This window comes from Streptomyces sp. NPDC002754 (genome assembly GCF_053592315.1).
On the sequence record NZ_JBSFVM010000003.1, the window covers coordinates 341,481 to 355,824 of the forward strand.

A 14,344-nucleotide genomic window follows, 5' to 3' on the forward strand; every position below is an offset into this window, starting at 1 on the left:
GGGCGGCCCGGCGGGTTCCAGCCGTCACGAGCCGCTCGCGGCACGGTAGCGGTACAGGATGCTCGGGTCGGCGCTGAACTGCGAGAACGGGAAGGGCTCCGCGGACAGCGCGGTCACCCCGTCGCCGAGGAAGGCGCGGGCCACCGCGCTGCCGGACTGCGCGTAGACGATCAGCGGGACGGCGCGAGCGCGGCAACGCTCCAGGATGGTGTCGAAGCTGCCGTTGCCGAGTGTCATGCCGGTGGCGACCACCGCGTCGGCGGTGTCGAGCACCTGGTGCATGTCGTCGGTGACCTCGTCGCCCCACTGGGTGGTGCGCAGGTTGAAATCGCAGGGCAGCGGTACGCCACCGCGCTCCCGGATCGCCGCGACCAGCGGGTTGACGACGCCGATGAGACCCACGCGGGCGCCCACCGGGAGGTCGAGGAGCCCGGCGATGGCGGTGTCCCGGGCGACGGCGCGCACCTCGGGCGGACCCGCGAGAAGTGTCACCGGCTCGGCGTCGTCCGCCTCGCGGTGCGGTCGCAGCTCGGCGAGATACGCGTCGAGCGCGGCGATCCGCAACGGGCGCGGCCCCTCCCGGAGCAGGGTGTCGAGGGGGTTACCGGTGACCTCCCGGCACAGCTCGGGTCCGATCTCACCCGCCTCGAAGGCGCAGCCGCCGAAGGAGCCGCGGAGCCGGACGAGAACGTACTGGTTGAGATACGTCACATCGCCGCCCGCGAGCCGGGTGCCGTGGTGGATCCAGAACACGCTGGTGGCCGTCAACGTCGAAGGATCGCGGCCGAGTTCGCCCCCGAGCGCCGCGGCGAACAGCTCGTCGGTGTGCTTCACGCGGAGGCCCCTTCGGTGGTGCGGGTCGGCTCGTTGGTGTGGGTCAGACGGAACAGGAAGGTGAGAACACCGTCCTGCCAGTCGTGCAGATGGGCGATCCCGGGCTCGAACCCGTGGTCCAGGGCGTGCCGCACGATGGTGCGCAGATCCGCGGTGTTGGAGGCGATGACGAACACCTCGCCACCAGGCGCGAGCAGGTCACGCCCGGCGAGCTGCGCGAAGAACCGCTCCAGCAGGGGAGCGCCGAGGCGCGTGTTCCGTACGACGTGGGGGTCCTCGCTCACGGTCTGGCTGACGGCGGGCGGATTGAACGTGACGACATCCAGCCGCACACCCGCGGGCAGTCCGTCGAAGAGGTCACCGACGACGGGTACGAACGTGCCGTCCGCGCTCCGTCCCACCAGCCGTTCGTAGTGCCGTGCGGCGGCGGCGACGCTCTCCTCGTGCACGTCGATGGCGTAGATCTCGTCGGCGCCGCGCACCCCGGCGGTGACGGCCTCGACGCCGAGTCCCGCGCCCATGGCGGCGTAGCGGCGGCCCTTGACCTCGATGCGGCCGTCGAGCAGCCACTCGTGGATCATGCGGCTCGTCCAGCCGGGCAGGAAGACACCCGGCGGCACATCGAAGGTCCAGCCGTTCCACTCGTACGTACGCGAGGTGTGCAGGTCCGCTTTGGGCTGGTTCAGCGCGACGATCTGCTCGGCGGGAAGCGGGGGTGGCAGCTGGTCGAGCAGTGCGGCTGCGGCTGCGGTGGTGGCGGTGGTGCGGTGCAAGGGGTTCGCTCCTCAGGGATGTTCGTGGTGGGCGGGCAGGGGGAGGCACGGGAGCCGACACCCCATTGCGGAGTAGCGGGACCCGAGGGGTACTGTAACGACAATCGTTTTCACTAAGCTAGTCCGTGTCCGACATCCGGTCCGGCGCCGGACCCGTGCGATACGGGTCAATGCCGCCTGCCCGCAAGCGTGTTGGGTGCATGAATCCACACATCCCAGACGCCATGTGCCGACCCGTAGGAGTCGCCAACCGTGACCATCTCGCCAGCCCAGGACCCCGCCACCACCGGGCCGCCGCGCCCGCGCCCCGTCCTGCTCGACCCCGCCTTCCTGCGCCTGTGGACCGGCACCACCGCATCCGGCCTCGCGACCTGGGCCCTGCCCTTCGTCCTCGGCCTCGCCGTACTCGAACGCGACCTCACCGCAGCGGGCCTGGGCCTTGCCCTGGCCGCCCGCACCGCCGGCTTCCTCGGCGCGGTCGCCATCGGCGGAGTCCTGGCCGACCGCCACTCGCGCCGCGCCGTGGTGCTGTGGTCCGCCCTGGCCGCGGCCGTGGCAGCGCCGCTGCTGGCTGCCGGTCTGGGGAGCTCGCTGCTCCTGATGTCCGGCGCCGCGCTGCTCGCGGGCGCCGGGCAGGGCGCCTGCCGCCCGGCCTTCCAGGCGCTCGCGGCGGAGGTAGTGGAGCCCGAACGGCGTCAACAGGCCAACGCCGCCATAACGTTGGCGGTCCGCGCGAGCACGTTGATGGGCCCGTCCCTCGCCGCGCTGCTCGCCGCCGTGCTCGACATCAAGGCCCTGCTGCTGGGAATCGGAGGGCTCTGGCTGGTGGCGGCGTTCGTCCCCGGCCGCGGCGCGAAGACACCCCTCACGGGTGTCGACACCGAGTCACCGGCACCCCAACGGGCTTCATTCCGCCGCGAGTTCCTGGAGGGCGTACAGGAGGCGCGCCGCCACCCGTGGTTCGTCGCGGGCCTCGGAGCCCTCACTGTGGTCATCGCCACCGGCTACTCCGCCACCGGGGTCGCCCTGCCGTTGATCAGCCGCGACCGCTACGACACCGAGGCGGTGCTCGCCGCGGCCACCACCGCGTACGCCCTCGGCGCGCTCGCGGGAGCCCTGGTCATCGCTCGTTGGCGGCCACGGTCCCAGGGCTGGTCGGCGCTCACGGGCCTGGCGGTCTACGGATTCGCACCGCTCAGCCTGACGCTGCCGGTACACCCCGCGGTGGTCGTCGCCGCCTACGCGGTGGCCGGAGTGGGCATCGAGCTGTTCAACGTGCCCTGGTTCACGGCCACCCAGCGCGAGATCGCCCCCGACAAACTCGCCCGCGTCTCGTCCCTCGACTTCCTGCTCTCCTATGGCCTGGCCCCGCTCGGCCTCGCCCTCATCGCCCCCGCCATCACCACGTTCGGCGCTCAACCGGTCCTGCTCACCTGCGCGTTGATCTGCTTCCTGGCCCCGGCGGCAGCCGCCCTCGCGCCCACTGCGCGACACTTCACGCGCGGCGCGCAGGGAAACCCCCGCCGCCCGGTGTAGGAAACTCCACCCCACCGACGGGCACTGCGCCCAATGTGCCCGCGCCCGTCGCTCCATAGCGTCGAAACCGGGGCACAAGCGGTGCCCCACGTGATGACGTGGAGGTGCCGACGATGTTCGGTCGTACGAGTCGTGCGCGCAGGAGAGCCCGGCCGGCACGCAGTCCGGAGGCACTCCGGCTCGACCGGGTGCGCAAGGTGTACGGGACGGACGAGGCCGCGGTCACCGCGCTGGACCAGGTGTCGCTGAGTCTGCCCGCCGGGAGCTTCACGGCGGTCATGGGTCCTTCCGGCTCCGGCAAGTCGACGTTGCTGCAGTGCGCGGCCGGGCTCGATCGGCCGGACGGCGGGACCATCACGGTCGACGGGGAAGAGCTGACCGGCGGCGGCGAAGCGGCGCTCACCAAGTTCCGGCGCACGCGGATCGGATTCGTGTTCCAGCAGTACAACCTCCTCGACACACTCACGGTGGAGCAGAACACCACCCTGCCGCTGCGACTCGCCGGGCGGCGAGTGGACCGCGCGCGGGTCAGGGAGATGTTGCGCCAGGTGGGGCTCGCGGATCGTCTCGGGCATCGTCCCGCCGAACTGTCCGGAGGGCAGCGCCAACGCGTCGCGATCGCCCGCGCGTTGGTCGCCGAACCGGCCGTCGTCTTCGCCGACGAGCCGACCGGCGCGCTCGACACCCGCAGCGCGCGGGAGGTCCTCACCCTGCTCCGGGAGGCGGTGCGGTTGCACGGGCGGACCGTCGTCATGGTCACGCACGACCCGGTGGCCGCCTCGTACGCCGACACGGTGTTGTTCCTCGCGGACGGCCGGCTCGTCGGGCGGCTCGACGCGCCGAGCGTGGACGCCGTCGCCGAACGGCTCGCGCACCTCGGGGACCGCCCGAGGGCGACCGCCCCGGCCAACGCCGCGCCGCACACCGCGATGGGAGTGTGAGCACATGTTCTCCCTGGCCCTGCGGTCCGTGCGACACCGCCCCGGACGGTTCGCCGCGACACTGTTGTCCGCGTTCCTCGGCGCGGTGATCGTCATGTCCTTCGACTCGCTGTACGACACCGCCGCCCAGGTCGGCGTCGACGACACCAGCGCCGAGACCCTGACCACGTCCGCGAGCGTCGTCGGCGGGTACGGCACGCTCCTGGTGTTCTTCGCCATCGCCTCCACGCTGACCGTGAACGTACGGCAGCGCACCGTGGAACTGGCCCTGCTCCGCAGTTGCGGCGCGACACCCGCGCAGATCAAGCGCATGGTCGTCGGCGAGGCGGCCGTGATCGGGGTCGTCGCGTCGCTGCTCGCCACCGGGCCCGCGGTCCTCGGCGGGCGCGCGCTGGTGGGTGCCTTCCAGGACACCGAACAAGTCGCGCACAGTGTCGATCCCGTGTTCGGGACGGTCGCGGTCGGGAGCGGCGCCGCGGTGACGGTGCTGGCGTCGGCCGGTGCCGCGTTCCTCGCGGTGCGCCGCGCCACCCGGCAACAGGCCGGCGAGCGACGGCCGCGCGGACGACTGCGGACCATCGGCGGGACGGCGGCGCTCGTGCTCGGTGTCTGCTCGGCGAGCGCCACCTTCGCGTTCGACTCGACCGATCCGGCGCTGATGGCGCTCCCTGCCTACGGCTCGATTCTCCTCTCCATCGGCTTCGCCGCGTTCGCCCCCGCACTGCTGCGCACCGCGCTCGCCGTGCTCACCTGGCCGCTCACCTCGCTGACCGGCGCGAGCGGATACTTGACGGTCCACAACCTGCGACAGCGCGCCGGGGACCTCTCCGCCGTGCTGATGCCGCTGATCCTGTTCATCGGTGTGGCGACGGCGACGCTTTCCATGCAGGCCGTGGAGAACGACGCGGTCGCGGCCTCCGGCCTCGCGCGCAGTGTCGACGACAAGAACCTCGCGTCGCTCAACCTGATCGTCGTCGGCATCATCGTCGTCTTCGCCTGCATCATGCTGATCAACAGCCTGTACGCGGCGACCGTCCACCGGCGCCGCGAGTTCGGCGGTCAGCGGCTCGCGGGCGCGACTCCGGGCCAGGTCCTCACCATGGTCGGCGCGGAGAGCGCGGTCCTGACGGTCACCGGTGTGGTGGCGGGCACGATCGCGGCGCTCGCCGGGCTCATGCCGTACACGGTGGTGCGCGCGGACGGTGTGCTGCCGGGGCAGGCGCCGTGGATCTGGCCGGCCACGGTGGCCGTTGCCGTCGCGGCGACGTTCGGCACCGGTCTCGCCACGACACGGCGGGTGTTGCGCGCCCCGGCGGTGGAGGCGGTGGCCGTTGCCGCCTGAGGCGCCGGGCGCGGCCCGGCATAATCGGAGCGGCACGGGCCTACGGGGCGGCGGACGGATCACCGACATGCACGTCACACGGATCGAACGGAACGTACAGATCGAGCGGATCGCACGGATCAAGGCAGCGGCGTTGGCCGGGGCTCGTGGCCTCGCGCTGGCCCTGCTGTCGCTCGCCGGTTCCCTCGTCCTGTTGGTGCTGTGCGTCGTCTCGATCGTCTGCACCGTGGTCGGCGTCGGCCTGTTCACCACCCCATCGCTGCTGCGGCTCGTCCGCTCCCACGTCGACGTACGGCGCACGCTGGCGGCGCGTTGGTGCGGCGTGACCATCCCGCGGGCCGCGTACCGGACCCGGCCCGGCGGCCGACTGCCCGGTCCGCTCGGGCAGCCGGGCGCGTGTCTGCGGATGCTGCGCGACCCGGCGACCTGGCGGGACCTGCGCTGGCTGGTCGTCGACATGACCGCCGGCTTCGGCACCGCGCTGCTGCCCGCCGCGCTCGTCGCGTACCCGATCGAGGGCTACGCGCTCGCGGCGGGGCTCTGGCGCGCACTCGACGGGGGAGTGTGGTGGTACGGCTTCGTCCCGGTCAGCGGTCAGGCCACCGCACTGGCCGCGGCCGTACTCGCCACCCTCATCGCCTTCGCCGCCTGCTACGTGGCGGAGCCGATGCTCCGCGTCCATTTCACGCTCACCCGAAGCCTGCTGGCCCCGCGCGGCGCCGAACTGCGGCACCGCGTCGAGGAATTGGCCCGGACGCGGCACGACGCCGTCGACGCCTCCGCCGCCGAACTGCGCCGCATCGAACGCGACTTGCACGACGGCGCGCAGGCGCGGCTCGTCGCGATGGGCATGCACCTCGGCACCGTCGACGCACTGATGGAAAGCGACCCGGCGACCGCCCGGGAGCTGCTTTCCCGGGCCCGCGCCGACTCCGTCCGGGCGTTGGAGGAACTGCGCGAGCTCGTCCGAGGCATCTACCCGCCCGTCCTCGCCGAACGCGGCCTCGCCGACGCCGTCCGCGCGCTGGCCCTGCGGATGCCCGTGACCGTGGAGCCCCGGATCGAGCTGCCGGGCCGCCCCGAGGCCGCCGTCGAATCCGCCGCCTACTTCGCGACGAGCGAGGCGCTGACGAACGCCGCTAAGCACGCCGCCGCAACCCGCGTCTTCCTCCAACTCACCCACCATCACGGCACCTTGTGCATCGACGTCACCGACGACGGCCGCGGCGGCGCCGACCCCGAAGGCTCAGGCCTGCGCGGCATCGCACGCCGCCTCGACGCCTTCGACGGCACCCTCACCGTGCACAGCCCCGAAGGGGGCCCCACCAGCGTCACGATGGAGATCCCGTGCCGACTGCTCCCGCCCGGTAGCGTGGCGTGAGCCGATTGCCGAGATCCCCACGGGAGCCAGCGTGCGCGTAGTGATCGCCGAAGACCTCTTCCTGCTGCGCGACGGACTCGTCCGCATGCTGGAGGCGTTCGGCTTCGAAGTGCTCGCTGCGGTGGACAACGGACCGGACCTCGCCCGCGCGCTCGAGGAGCCGAGCCTCGAGGTCGCCGTCGTCGACGTCCGGCTCCCGCCGACCCAGACCGACGAGGGCCTGCGGTGTGCCCTCGCCGCCCGCCGCGCCCGCCCCGGCCTGCCGATCCTGGTCCTCTCCCAGCACGTCGAGCAGCTGTACGCGCGTGAACTCCTGGCCGACGGCAAGGGCGGCACCGGCTACCTGCTCAAGGACCGCGTGTTCGACGCCGCGCAGTTCGTCGACGCCGTACGCCGCGTCGCCGCGGGCGGCACCGCGATGGACCCCGAGGTCGTCTCCCAGCTCCTGGCCCGCAGTTCCACCCGAGACCGCGCCGTGAACCGCCTCACGCCCCGGGAGACCGAGGTCCTGGAACTGATGGCCCAGGGCCGCTCCAACACCGCCATCGCCGAGAAACTCGTCGTCACGGAACGCGCCGTGAGCAAGCACACCGCCAACATCTTCCAAAGGCTGGAGCTGCCCCCGTCGAACGATGACAACCGGCGGGTGCTCGCGGTGCTGGCGTATCTGGACCGGGAGTGAGACGTCGACGACCTCCTCGTCCATGTGGAACAGACCCAGGTGGAGCCGGCGTAGCGTGCCGATGCCGTGCTTGCCCTTGTGGGCCTTCGCGCAGGACCGTCACGCGACCGACGACCGACAGGCGTGCCGGCTTCGCCGGGTCGTCCACGGTGCTGCGGACGGTGGCGAACGGCGCGCCCACGATCCGTTCAACCTCGACGAGCGGCATCTGGACACCCCATCACCATCATCTTCGCTGTCATCCTGTCCCCGGCCCCGCTGCCGGTGTGGCCCTTACCAGGAGCGTGGACGGAACGTTCGGCATGGAGACATCAAAACAGGCCCCACTGACAGTCGCCGTTCCACCCGCCCCTGGAGGTCACCTCATGGCCGGAGCATCCACCCAGATCGTCGCCCTCGTCATCGACGCAGAGGATCCCGAGCGGCTGGCCGCCTTCTGGTCGCAGGTGCTCGGGCGGCCCGTCGAGCGGCGGGCGGGGCCGTACATCTGGCTGCGCCGGGAGGGCGGCCTGGTGTTCGGGTTTCAGCGCAATTCGCGGCCCACGCCCGGCAAGGACCGTATGCACGTCGACCTCACCTCACCCGACCTGGCGGCCGAGCAGGAGCGGGTCGAGGCGCTCGGTGGGCGGAGGCTCACGGAGTACGACGAGGGCGGGTTCCTGGTGATGGCGGATCCCGAGGGCAACGAGTTCTGCATCCTGCCCGAAGGGTCCGTTGACATGGACGACGACGGGCGCGCCCACTACCTGGAGTGATCCGGCTCGATGGGGTGTCTTTTACCCGGTTCGCGGGCGGGCGGGACCGCACCGTCCGGCGCCGTACTGTCCGGCAGGGCCGTCGCCGTCTCGTACCGCCGCGCCCCGAACCGGTACACCAGCACCAGCACCGCGAAGAACGGCAGGCCCGCCTTCCAGGAGTCGTCCAGACCCTCGATGAACACGGTGGAGACCAGGATCGCCGCGAGGGCGAGGGCCGCCGCGACCGTGGTGAAGGGCGCGCCGCGCAGTCGGGCCGGTGAGGCGGGCAGGCCGTGCCGGGTGCGGTGGCGGCGGAAGGCCAGGTGCGTGGCCAGGATGAGGATCCAGACCACCAGCGCGCCGAACACCGAGATGCCGAAGAGCAGGATGTACGCCGTGTCCTCCGAGTGCACCGAGAGGAGCGCGGCCGCGCCCAGGCCGATGCCTGACACGGCGAGCGCCCGGCGTGGGACGCCGCGTGCGCTGACCCGTGCGAACACGCGCGGCGCGTGCCGGTCCACCGCCAGGGAGTGGATCATGCGGGTGGCCAGGTAGGTATTGGCGTTGGCGCTGGAGAGGGCCGCGGTGAGGACGACGAAGTTCATGATGCCGGCCGCCGCCGGGATGCCCGCCACGTCGAAGAGCTGCACGAAGGGGCTCGCCGTGACGTCGCCGCCCTTCGCGGTGCGCGTCCACGGCACGACGGTGACGACGATCGCCATGGCCAGGACGTAGAAGAGCGCGAGGCGGACGACCATCCGGCGGGCCGCGCGGGGGATGTCACGCACCGGGTTCTCGGACTCGGCCGCGGTCACCGCGATGATCTCGGTGCCGATATAGCTGAAGATCACGAAGACGAAGGCGGTGGCGAGGCCGCTCACTCCGTGCGGCAGCAGTCCGCCGTGTCCGGAGAGGTTCGAGGTGCCGACCGCCGGATGGCCGGGCAGCCCGAGGAACACATACGCGCAGCCGAGCAGGACGAAGACACCGATCGCGGTGATCTTGATGGTGGAGAACCAGTACTCCAGGCGACCGAACACTCCGACACTCAGCGCGTTCGCCGCGAGGAGCAGCAGCGAGAACACCACCACCGGTAGCCAGAGCGGGAGTTCGGGCCACCAGAAGCGTACGTAGATGCCTGCCGCGATCACCTCGCCGCCGATCGCGATCACCTGGATCGTCCAGTACGTCCAGCGGATCACGAATCCCGCGAGCGGTCCCAGATAGTGCCGCGCGATGCTGCCGAAGGAGCCGGCCGCCGGGTGCACGGACGTCATCTCGGCGAGCGCCCAGCCGATCACCAGGGCGATCAGCGCACACACCACGTACGCGATCACCGTGGCAGGGCCCGCGGCCGAGATGGCGAGACTCGAACCGAGGAACAGGCCGGTGCCGATGGCGCCGCCAAGCCCCATCATGCTGAGCTGACGCCCGGTCAGAGACCGTTTCAGGCCGTGATCCTGCGGTGGTGCCGAGTCGGTGCGGGGCTCGTCGGGCATGTCACTCGCTCCGTGGTGAGTGCGGTGTTCCTGGACGTGCTGTTGCTGCTGGGCGACGTGCTGTTGCTACCTGGCGCGGATCTCGCCGAGCGCGGCGATCAGCGCGTCGACGTCGGCGAGGGTGTTGTAGTAGTGGAACGAGACGCGGAGCAGGGTGCCGCGCGGACTGGTGACGATGCGGCGCTCGCCGAGCGCGGCGGCCAGCGCGTCCGGTGCGGCGTCGGCCAACGCCACCTGCGGGCCCCGCAGTTCGGGGTCGGAGGGCGAGGCCAGGATCTCGCCGGTCTCGGTGAGGCGCCGATGTGCGTACGCGGTGAGCTCGCGGATGTGCGCCTCGACGTCCTTGGCGTTGGCCTCCGCCAGCGTGCGAAGACCGGCCGCGGCGGCGTACGCGGATGGGATCGACGGAGTGCCGGTCTCGAAGCGCCGCGCGGTGTCCGGGAAATCGAGCGTCCGGGGGTCGAAACCGAAGGGATCCACCCGCCCGAACCAGCCGGTGAGCTGCGGCGCCACCTCGTCACGCACGCCACCCCGCACATACAGGAAGGCGATGCCGGGAACGCCCAGCAGATACTTCAGCGCCCCGCACACCAGGTAGTCGCAGTCCAACTCCCGTACGTCGAGGGGGAGTACGCCGAGACCCTGATACGCGTCGACGAACACCCGCGAGCCCGCGGCCCGCGCCGCCCGGACGGTCTCGGCGACCGGCAGCCGGACGCCGTTGCGGTACGAGACCAGGGGGATGGAGACAAGGTTCGTGGACTCGTCGATGGCGGCCGCGTACCCGGCGGCAGGGACGATCCCGTCCTCGTTCGGCACATGCCGCACCTGGGCGCCCCGCCCGCCCTGCGCCAGCCACACATGCGCGATGGACGGGAACTCCATGTCCGTCGTGACCAGGCCCGGACGGCGCGACCAGTCCAGCGTGGACGCCACCTGGTACGCACCCTCGGAGGCGCAACTCACCACGGCGATCTCGTCTGTGGCTGCACCGATGTGCGCGGCGAACGCGGTCCGCGCGGCGTCGACCTGCACCATCCACTCGCCCCACGGCGCACCGTGGCTGCGCATGGACCACTGGAATTCCTGGAGCGCCGTCAGCATGTGCTCCGAAGCTGCTCCCTGGCTGCAACTGGCCAGGTGGACCGTGTCCTTGAGGGAGGGGAACCGGGCGCGGAAGCGCTCGGGGGTGTCCAAGGTGTCGATCGGCACGGGCGACTCGCATTCAATCCCAGTGAAATTGTTCAGTACAAGTGATCGAATCAGCCGAGTGCGGGCGGCGTCAATGGGTCTGCGCGTGCCAGGAGTTGAGGGGGCTATCGGCTCGGCGGCGTCACACTCACCAGGAATCGTGCGGTCTCCTTGCCCTCGTTCACATACCGATGCGGGACGCGGGAGTCGAACGTGCAGCTGTCGCCCGGTCCCAACTCGTAGCGCCCGTCGCCCGCTTCGACGACCAGGCTGCCGCGCAACAGCAGCACGCACTCCTCGGACGGATGGCTGTAGTGGGCGTCGGAGGACACGCCGCCCGGCTCCAGCGTGCCCTCCAGGACCTCGAGCCGCGCCGACCCGGCCGACACCCGCGTGTACTCGATCCCGCCCTGCGGCGACCGCACCTGGATTCGGCGCTCCCGCCGCACCAGCGCGACCTCCTCCGTCTCGTCCTGCCGAAACAGGTCGAACAGCGGAAGCCCGAGCGCGGCGGAGAGTCGGCGCAGCGTCTCCAGACTGGGGTCGGTGAGCCCGCGCTCGACCTGACTGACAAGCCCGGTCGACACCCCGGCCGCCGCCGCCAACTCCCGCACGGTCATCTTGTGGGCCTTGCGCAGCTCACGTATCCGATTGCCGATCACGGGGCGAGGTTAGACCACCGCGGCTCGTCTTCCGAGGGGCCGGTCAGTTGATCCGCCGCGCAGCCCCCGCCCACGCCTTGTCCCGCAGCACGTACTTCTGGATCTTTCCGGTCGACGTCTTGGGGAGCTCGCCGAAGGTCACCGACTTCGGGGCCTTGAAGCGGGCGAGGCGGGTCCGGACGTGGTCGATGATCTCCGTGTCGGTGGCCGAAGTGCCGTCCCGGAGGGTGACGTACGCGGCCGGGACCTCGCCCCAGCGTTCGTCGGGAACCGCGATGACCGCCGCTTCCAGGACCGCCGGGTGGTCCATGATGGCCTGTTCGACCTCGACCGACGCGATGTTCTCGCCGCCCGAGACGATGACGTCCTTGGAACGGTCACGGAGTTCCACATACCCGTCGGGGTGCACGACGCCGATGTCGCCGGTGCGGAACCAGCCGTCCGGGGCCGCGGCCGCCGTCGCCTCGGGGTCGTCCAAGTAGCCGAGCATGACGTTGTTGCCACGCAACGCGATCTGGCCGGTGGTCGTGCCGTCCGCCGGGACGTCGGTGCCGTCGTCGGCGATCACGCGGGCCGTGCACGAGATCATGTTGCCCACGCCCTGGCGGGCCTTGAGCCGGGCCTGCGCCGCGCCGTCCAGGGAGTCCCACTCGGGGCGCCAGTCGCACAGCATCGCCGGCCCGTACGTCTCCGTGAGCCCGTAGAGATGCGTGACGTCGAAGCCCAACTCGCCCATCCTGCGCAGGATCGCGGGGGAGGGCGGGGCGCCGCCCGTCGCCATGCGGATGGTGCGCCCCGGCGGGAGGGGCGCAGCCTCCGCCGCGTACGCGATCATCGACAGGACCGTGGGCGCGCCATTGAGGTGTGTCACGCCCTCCTCGCGGATCAGCCGCCACACCTCGGCGGGATCGAGCTTCGGCAGACACACGTGCGTCGCGGCCGCCGCGGTCACCGCCCAGGGGAAACACCAGCCGTTGCAGTGGAACATCGGCAGGGTCCACAGGTGCACGGCGGAGGGCGTGAGCCCCGTGTGGCCGACCATCGCCACCGCTTGCAGATACGCGCCCCTGTGGTGGTACATCACGCCCTTGGGGCGGCCCGTCGTGCCCGATGTGTAGTTGATGGCGAGGAGGGAGCGTTCGTCGGTCGGGGTGCGGTGGAGCGGGGCGGCTCCCGCCAGTAGGGACTCGTACTCCTCGCCCGACCTGATGCGGTGGGGCGGAGCGTCCAGGCGGGCCAGCGCGTCGTCGACCAGGACGTCGAACGACGGGTCGTGGATCAGCACGGCCGCCTTCGAATGGCTCAGGATGTACGCCACTTCGGCCGCCGCGAGCCGCGTGTTCACCGCCACGAGCGGCACGCCGGCCCATGGCACGCCGTAGTGCGCCTCGAGGAGCACGTGTGTGTTCGGCGCGAGCACCGCCACCGGCCGTCCGTCGGTCAGCGGTGCGAGAGCGCCCGCGAGGCGGGTGCAGCGCTCGTGCAACTCCGCGTAGGTCCACCGCCGTTCACCGTCGACGACGCCGATCCTGTCGCCGTGCGCCGCGGCGGCACGGTCCAGATACGCGGTGGGGGTGAGCGGCTCGTACGACAGCGCGTCGAGAGGTGGGGCGTCGAGTGGCGAGGTGTCGAGTCGCGGGGCGGTGGGGTCCGGCATGGCGTCCTCCTTGACGGAGCAGGCGTGCTCCCCGGCGGGAGTCTGACCTTGCCTACCCCGCCCGATGACCGCCAAGCCGTGGAACCCGCACCCGCCGAAACCCGCGCCACCGAGTGGTCAGGCGTCGGCGAGCTGCGTGTCCAGCGCCGCGAGGAGCCAGTCGTGGGCCGTGCCCGGAGTCGGTTCGGGGTGGGCGCCGTCCGGGGTGGTCAGCTCCGACACCAGGTCCCAGTAGCGGTCGAGGCGCGGGTCGGAGGCGAGCTGCCGGGCGAGGCCGCGGCGGAAGGCCAGGGTGTCGCGGGACCTGGTCACACTCGCGTATGTCGCGACGAAGCAGTCCAGAGCCTCGCCCGGCGTGGGCGACTCGCCCGCCCGCATCGGTCTGCCCGCGAGGTCGTACGCCTCGGCCAACCCTGCGTACAACACGGAGGATTCGCGCGCGCCGGCCGCACTGTGGGCGCGGGGCTGGGTGGGTCCCGTGTCCGGTGTGCAAGGGCGTGACACCAGCGCGCACAGGCGCGCGAAGGCGAGTACCTGGGCCGGGGCCGGGGCGTCGGGCGGTTGCGGAACTGTGGCCTGCAGGAAGGCAGTTCGGGACGCGGCCGGCATCCGTGGAGGCAGCCAGGCCCGCCAGAACCTGGCCAGTGGCGCCGTACTCGGAGGCGTGTCCAGCGCGCCGACGAGCCGTAGCCGGTCCGCCCGCTCCTGCGGAGTGCACTCCTGAACGAGGCGCAGCGCCGCCTCCTGCCAACGCAGCGCGCTGAGCCGGGAACCGAGGGTACGCAGCTGCCCCGCGACGGCGTCCTCCAGTGCCCCGTCCGCCCCCGCCCGCTCGTCGACGATGCGCCGCACCTCGGGAACGGGCAGGCCGAGCCCGCGCAGCGAGCGGATCATCCGGAGCCGGTCCAGCGCGTCGGAGCCGTACCGGCGGTGCCCGCCCGTGCTGCGGGTGCGCTCCGGGAGCAGTCCGTTGTCGGAGTAGAAGCGGACGGTCTTGACGGTCGTGCCCGCATGCTCGGCGAGCTCACCGATGCTCCACAGTCCGTCGGACGATCCGCGTGAATCGGTCGGGTCGGTCGAGTCGGTCGACAGGTGCACTTGAACCTCCC

13 protein-coding genes are annotated in these 14,344 nt (G+C 71.6%); 6 read left to right on the forward strand and 7 right to left on the reverse strand.

The genetic code is table 11. The features are described from left to right. Positions 1-24: 24 nt before the first annotated feature. Entirely contained in the window at positions 25-834 is an 810-nt protein-coding gene (locus ACWD2L_RS11305; RefSeq protein WP_451188970.1) for a Rossmann-like domain-containing protein, read from the reverse strand. After that, positions 831-1,607: a methyltransferase gene (locus ACWD2L_RS11310; RefSeq protein ID WP_451188973.1), complete on the reverse strand. Its 777-nt coding sequence runs from the start codon at positions 1,605-1,607 to the stop codon at positions 831-833. The genes ACWD2L_RS11305 and ACWD2L_RS11310 overlap by 4 nt, the downstream gene beginning before the upstream one ends. Positions 1,608-1,859: 252 nt before the next feature. On the opposite strand from ACWD2L_RS11310, the gene ACWD2L_RS11315 reads away from it, so the two are divergent. The 6 genes from ACWD2L_RS11315 to ACWD2L_RS11340 all read left to right on the forward strand — a co-directional run bounded on the left by ACWD2L_RS11315 (position 1,860) and on the right by ACWD2L_RS11340 (position 8,244). Beyond that, positions 1,860-3,143, forward strand: a complete 1,284-nt coding sequence (locus ACWD2L_RS11315) for an MFS transporter (protein ID WP_451188976.1) — start codon at positions 1,860-1,862, stop codon at positions 3,141-3,143. 113 nt (positions 3,144-3,256) lie between these two features. Beyond that, on the forward strand, positions 3,257-4,084 hold the full coding sequence (locus tag ACWD2L_RS11320; protein WP_451188980.1) for an ABC transporter ATP-binding protein: 828 nt from the start codon (positions 3,257-3,259) through the stop codon (positions 4,082-4,084). Positions 4,085-4,088: 4 nt separating this feature from the next. Beyond that, positions 4,089-5,426: an FtsX-like permease family protein gene (locus ACWD2L_RS11325; protein ID WP_451188983.1), complete on the forward strand. Its 1,338-nt coding sequence runs from the start codon at positions 4,089-4,091 to the stop codon at positions 5,424-5,426. A gap of 67 nt (positions 5,427-5,493) precedes the next feature. Beyond that, positions 5,494-6,807 carry a sensor histidine kinase gene (locus ACWD2L_RS11330; protein ID WP_451188986.1) on the forward strand — a complete coding sequence of 438 codons (1,314 nt, stop codon included), beginning with the start codon at positions 5,494-5,496 and terminating at the stop codon, positions 6,805-6,807. 31 nt (positions 6,808-6,838) lie between these two features. Continuing rightward, positions 6,839-7,489 (forward strand): LuxR C-terminal-related transcriptional regulator, encoded by a 651-nt coding sequence (locus ACWD2L_RS11335; protein WP_451188988.1) that lies wholly within the window; start codon positions 6,839-6,841, stop codon positions 7,487-7,489. Positions 7,490-7,854: 365 nt separating this feature from the next. After that, positions 7,855-8,244, forward strand: coding sequence for a VOC family protein (locus ACWD2L_RS11340; RefSeq protein ID WP_451188991.1), 390 nt, complete (start codon positions 7,855-7,857; stop codon positions 8,242-8,244). On the opposite strand, the gene ACWD2L_RS11345 is transcribed toward ACWD2L_RS11340, so the two are convergent. From ACWD2L_RS11345 to ACWD2L_RS11365, 5 genes are all read right to left on the reverse strand, one after another. Continuing rightward, on the reverse strand, positions 8,232-9,725 hold the full coding sequence (locus tag ACWD2L_RS11345) for an amino acid permease (protein ID WP_451188994.1): 1,494 nt from the start codon (positions 9,723-9,725) through the stop codon (positions 8,232-8,234). The genes ACWD2L_RS11340 and ACWD2L_RS11345 overlap by 13 nt on opposite strands. Positions 9,726-9,791: 66 nt before the next feature. Next, complete coding sequence (locus ACWD2L_RS11350; protein ID WP_451188997.1) at positions 9,792-10,937, reverse strand: aminotransferase class V-fold PLP-dependent enzyme; 1,146 nt, start codon at positions 10,935-10,937, stop codon at positions 9,792-9,794. Positions 10,938-11,041: 104 nt separating this feature from the next. Beyond that, entirely contained in the window at positions 11,042-11,578 is a 537-nt protein-coding gene (locus ACWD2L_RS11355) for a helix-turn-helix domain-containing protein (protein WP_451189000.1), read from the reverse strand. A gap of 43 nt (positions 11,579-11,621) precedes the next feature. Next, positions 11,622-13,235, reverse strand: coding sequence for an AMP-binding protein (locus ACWD2L_RS11360; RefSeq protein WP_451189003.1), 1,614 nt, complete (start codon positions 13,233-13,235; stop codon positions 11,622-11,624). Between the two features lie 117 nt (positions 13,236-13,352). After that, complete coding sequence (locus tag ACWD2L_RS11365; RefSeq protein WP_451189005.1) at positions 13,353-14,333, reverse strand: helix-turn-helix domain-containing protein; 981 nt, start codon at positions 14,331-14,333, stop codon at positions 13,353-13,355. Positions 14,334-14,344: the final 11 nt, after the last annotated feature.

What these genes read in the sequence shown, in the direction of transcription:
- ACWD2L_RS11320 (WP_451188980.1), top strand. Translation starts at nt 3,257, where the DNA reads ATGTTCGGTCGTACGAGTCGTGCGCGCAGGAGAGCCCGGCCGGCACGC.
- ACWD2L_RS11325 (WP_451188983.1), top strand. Translation starts at nt 4,089, where the DNA reads ATGTTCTCCCTGGCCCTGCGGTCCGTGCGACACCGCCCCGGACGGTTC.
- ACWD2L_RS11330 (WP_451188986.1), top strand. Translation starts at nt 5,494, where the DNA reads ATGCACGTCACACGGATCGAACGGAACGTACAGATCGAGCGGATCGCA.
- ACWD2L_RS11340 (WP_451188991.1), top strand. Translation starts at nt 7,855, where the DNA reads ATGGCCGGAGCATCCACCCAGATCGTCGCCCTCGTCATCGACGCAGAG.
- ACWD2L_RS11345 (WP_451188994.1), bottom strand. Translation starts at nt 9,725, where the DNA reads ATGCCCGACGAGCCCCGCACCGACTCGGCACCACCGCAGGATCACGGC.
- ACWD2L_RS11360 (WP_451189003.1), bottom strand. Translation starts at nt 13,235, where the DNA reads ATGCCGGACCCCACCGCCCCGCGACTCGACACCTCGCCACTCGACGCC.